This window comes from Longimicrobium sp. (assembly GCF_036280135.1).
In the GTDB taxonomy this organism is placed as follows: Bacteria; Gemmatimonadota; Gemmatimonadetes; order Longimicrobiales; family Longimicrobiaceae; genus Longimicrobium.
The window spans coordinates 1-5,197 of the sequence record NZ_DASURI010000589.1; the positions used below are offsets into that span (position 1 = coordinate 1).

Annotated in this window: 1 protein-coding gene; it reads left to right on the forward strand. The window is 73.9% G+C overall.

Annotation, left to right across the window (positions count from 1 at the left end; translation table 11 throughout):
* Positions 1-5,197: condensation domain-containing protein (locus tag VFZ20_RS19075; protein WP_329685522.1), on the forward strand; the 5,197-nt coding region annotated here is incomplete at both ends.

Genomic DNA, 5,197 nt, shown 5'->3' on the forward strand with positions numbered 1-5,197 from the left:
GCGCATCGCGGGGCCCACCGGGTGGCTGCCCCTCGTGGCGGCCGGCGACGTGCCGGCGGAGCTCGCGGATGCCCTGCGCGAGACCGTCCGTGTGACGATCCCGCTCGGCCCCCGGGCTGACGCGGTTGGCGCCGTCGGCGCGGTAGAGGCGCCGCGGGTGGAGATCGGCCCGGACTCGCTGGCGTACCTGTCCTTCACCTCCGGCACCACGGGCCGGCCCAAGGCGGTCATGGGACGCCACGGCTCGCTCACGCACTTTACGCCGTGGCTGGCGGAGCGCTTTGGGCTGGGTGCGGACGACCGCTTCAGCCTGCTGAGCGGCCTGGCCCACGATCCCCTGCACCGCGACGTTTTTACGCCCCTGCAGCTGGGTGCCTCCGTCGTGGCGCCGGACCCGGACGAGACCGGCACGCCGGGGTACCTGGCGCAGTGGATGAGCGACGCGGGCATCACCGTCGCGCACTTGACGCCGGCCATGGGCCAGCTGCTCGCGGATGTCCCCTCCGACGCGGAGACGGGGACCATCGACGCGCTGCGCCGCGCCTTTTTCGTCGGCGACGTGCTCACGCGCACGGACGTGGACCGGCTGCACCGCCTCGCGCCCACCCTGCAGGTCGTCAACTACTACGGCAGTACGGAGACGCAGCGCGCCGTGGCGCACTTCGTCGTCCCGCGCGACACGTCGGCGCTGGCGAAGGACATCATCCCCGTGGGCGTGGGCATCCCGGACGTGCAGGTGCTCATCCGCAACGGCGCTGGTGAACGCGCGGGCGTGGGCGAGGTGGGCGAGATGTGGATGCGCAGCCCGCACATCGGCCTGGGCTACCTGGGCGACCCCGAGCTCACGGCCGCGCGGTTCGTGGAGGGTGCGTACCGCACGGGCGACCTGGGCCGCTACCGGCCGGACGGCGTGGCCGAGATCGCCGGGCGCGCGGACCAGCAGGTCAAGATCCGCGGCTTCCGCATCGAGCCGGGGGAGATCGAGGCCGCCCTGCGCGCCCATCCCGCCGTGCGCGACACCGTCGTCGTCCCCCGCGGCGAGGGCGACGGCCGGCGGCTCGTGGCGTACGTCGTCGCCGAGGGTGACGCGCCCGCCGCCGACGCGTTGCGGGCGTACCTCAGGGGACAGGTGCCGGACTACATGGTGCCGGCCGCGTGGGTCTTCATGGGAGCGCTCCCCGTGACGCCCAACGGCAAGGTGGACCGCCGCGCCCTCCCCGAGCCTGAAACGAGCGCTCCCGTGGAGACGCGCACGGAACCCCGCACGCCCACGGAAACGGTGCTGGCCGAGATCTGGTCCGCGCTGCTCAAGACGCCGGTCGGGGTGCACGACGACTTCTTTGCCCTGGGCGGCCACTCGCTCCTGGCCACGCGGCTCATCGGCCGGGTGCGCGACGCGCTGGGCGTGGAGATGCCCCTGCGCGCCATCTTCCAGTCGCCCACCCTGGCCGCCATGGCCGCCGAGGTGGACGGCCGGATGCGCTCTGCCGCCGACGCGGGGCCGCCGCCCATCGTCCGCCGCGCGCACGGCGGCGAGGCGCCCGCGTCGTTCGCACAGGAGCGGATGTGGTTCGTGGACCGCCTGGAGGGCGACGGTCCCGTCTATCACATCCCCTCCGTGCAGCACCTGAGCGGTCCCGTGGACGTGGACGCCATGCGCCGCGCCCTGGAGGAGGTCGTACGCCGGCACGAGGCGCTGCGGACGTCGCTCCCGGAGGTGGACGGTGTTCCCGTCCAGCGGATCGCTCCGTTGGGGACCGTGGAGCTCCCGTACACCGACCTGTCGGGGCTGTCCCAAGAGGAGCGGCGCGCGGAGGCAGCGCGCCTGGCGGAGCGCAGCGCGAATGACCCGTTCGACCTGGAGGCGGGTCCCCTCTTTCGCGTGTCGCTCGTGCGGCTGTCGGACGACGACCACCTGCTCCTGCTCAACCTGCACCACGCCATCGGCGACGGCTGGTCCATCCGCGTGCTCACGGGCGAGCTCTCCGCCCTGCACGAGGCGTATCGCCGTGGGGAAGCGTCGCCCCTGCCGGAGCTGCCCGTGCAGTACGCGGACTACGCGGCGTGGCAGCGCGAGTGGCTGCGCGGCCCCGTGCTGGACGCGCAGCTGGCGTACTGGCGCGGCCGGCTGGCGGAAGCGCCGCCGCTGCTGGCGCTTCCCACGGATCGTCCGCGGCCGGAGACCCAGGCGCACCGCGGTGCGTCGGAAACCGCGTGGATCCCGGCGGAGGCTGCGTCGCCCCTGGCGGAGCTGGCCCGCGCTGAAGGCGCCACCGTCTTCATGGTGCTGCTGGCGGCGCTGGACGTGGTGCTGTCGCGCTGGAGCGGCCAGGACGACGTGGTGGTGGGCACGCCCATCGCCGGGCGCACGCGTCCGGAGCTGGAAGGGCTCATCGGCCTCTTTCTCAACTCGCTGCCCCTGCGGACGGACCTTTCCGGCCAGCCTACCTTCCGCGGGCTCCTGCGGCGCGTCCGCGAGACGACGCTGGAGGCGTACGCGCACCAGGACCTGCCGTTCGAGCGCATCCTGGAGGACCTGCGTCCGGAGCGCAGCCTGGGCCACACGCCCGTGTTCCAGGTGATGCTCAACCTGCTGAACTACGGCGAGCACGGGCCCGCCGCGGCGGACGAGGGCGAAACGGGCGGGATGACGGCCATGGGCGCCGGCGCGGAGCTGGCCAGCAAGTTCGACCTCACGCTGTACGCGGCGGAGCGGGCGGACGGCATCGGCCTGAACGCCGTGTACGACGCAGACCTCTTCGACGCGCCCCGCATGCGCGCGCTGCTGGCGCAGGTGGCCGGCGTGCTCCGCCAAGCCGCGGCTGATCCCGATCTGCCCGTCGCCGCCCTGTCGCTGGTGACGGAGAATGACCTGTCGAATGCGTCGCCCGTGGTCGTGCGGACGGCGGCGGGGGCCCCGGCCGGCATCGGCGAGCTGGGCGAGGTGTGCATGCGTGGCCCGGATGGAGCGCTGCACCCCATGGGCGGCAACGGCCGCTATCGGTCGGACGGGACGGTCGAGCTCGCCACCGCTCCCCTCGCGCCGGTTGTGGCCAAGCGCGATCCGCATCCCGCGGCCGCCGCTCCGGAGGGGACGGATACGGCCCGCCGCGCGGCGCGGCCGGACACGGAGCGGATGATCTCGGCCGTCTGGGCGGAGGTGCTGGGCATCGACGCGGCGTCGATCGCGCCGGACGCGGACTTCTTCGCCCTGGGCGGACACTCGCTCCGCGCCACGCAGGTGCTGGCGCGGATCCGCGCCCGGACGGGCGTGCGCGTGCCCATCAAGGCCTTCTTCGCGGATCCCACGGTGGCCGCCCTCGCCGCGATCGTGGAGGCGGAGATGCCGGCCGCCGCTCCCCTCGCGCCCGCGGACGCCGTGACGTCGGACATGCCGGCACGGGCCCAAACGGAGCGTGAGCCACTCCCGCACGCACGCACTGACGCACTCACGCACTATCCGGAAGGCGTCTACCCGCTCAGCTTCGCGCAGCAGCGCCTGTGGGTGCTCATGCAGCTGGGCACCAGCGTGGCGTACAACATGGCGTCGGCCCTGCGCTTCCACGGCCCACTGGACGACTGGGCGCTGGAGCGCGCGCTGGACGAGATCGTCCGGCGCCACGAGACCCTGCGCATCCGCATCGAGACGCGCGGCGGCGAGCCCGTGCAGGTGGTGCAGCCCGCCCGTCCCCTGCGGCTGCGCGCGGAGGAGGTGCGCGCCGAAGGGGACACGCCCGTGGACGACGTCGTTCGCCGCATGGCGGACGCCGAGGCGGCGCGGCCGTTCCCCGCGGAGGGCCCGTTCCTGCGCGTGCGCCTGCTGCGCGTGGCGGATGACGACCACGTGATGCTGTGGTCCACGCACCACCTGGTGAGCGACGGCTGGTCGCTGGGCGTGTTCCAGGCGGAGCTGACGACCCTGTACCGCTCCTTTGCGAGCGGGGAGCCGTCGCCCCTGCGGCCCCTCCCCATCCAGTACGGCCAGCACGCCCTGCGGCAGCGGCAGGCCCTGCGCGGCGCCGCGCTGGACGCGCTCGTGGGCTGGTGGAAGGCCCAGCTGTCCGGCGCACCCGCCCTGCTGGAGCTGCCCACGGACCGTCCGCGCCCGGCGGAGCCCACGGGCGTGGGCGCGGCGTTCTGGTTCGTCTTCCCCGACGGGATGGCGGAACGTGTCGCCAGGCTGGCGCGCGCGAACGGCGCCACGCCGTTCATGGTGATGCTGGCCGCGTTCCAGGCGCTCCTTTCGCGCTGGAGCGGACAGGAAGACGTGGTAGTGGGCACGCCCATCGCCAACCGCACGCGGCCGGAGCTGGAGGGGCTGATCGGGTTCTTCGCCAACACGCTCGCCATTCGCGGCGACGTGAGCGGCGACCCGTCGTTCGTGGCGCTCCTGGAGCGCGTGCGCGAGGCCACGCTGGGCGCGTACGATCACCAGGACGTGCCGTTCGAGCGCCTGGTGGAGGAGCTGAACCCCGAGCGCTCGCTGAGCCACTCGCCCGTGTTCCAGGTGATGTTCGCCCTGCAGAACGCGTCCGGGGGCGAGGCCACGGAGATCGAGGGGATCGGCATCGGCGTCCTGCCGCGGGCGCGCGAAGCGGCCAAGTACGACCTGACGCTGAACGTGGTGGAGCAGGGCGGGCAGGTGCACGGCATGGTGGAGTACGCCGTCGACCTCTTCGACGCGCCCACCATCGAGCGGCTCGTGCGCGGGCTGGGCGTGCTGCTGGACGCGGCCCTCCAGCGGCCCGAGACGCCCGTGTCGGCGCTCCCCCTGCTGGACGACGACGACCGGCGCGGCCTGGCGGCGCTCACGGAGGGACCGCGGACGCCCGCGCCGGACGCGCCCCTGCACGCCGCGTTCGAGGCGCAGGCCGCGCGGACGCCGGAGGCCGTGGCACTCGTCTTGGGCCAGGAGCGGATCACGTACGGGGAGCTGGATGCCCGCGCCAACCGGCTGGCGAACCTGCTGCGGGCGCGCGGCATCGGCCCGGACCGGACCGTGGCCGTGCTCATGGAGCGCTCCGTGGAGATGGTCGTGGCACTCTACGGCATCCTCAAGGCCGGCGGGGCGTACGTCCCCGTGGACCCGGAGTACCCGGCGGACCGCGTGGCGTACATGCTGGAGGATTCGGCGGCGTCCCTGGTCCTCACGCAGGCCCGGTGGATGGACGTCGTGGGGGACCGTGCCCCGGCCCTG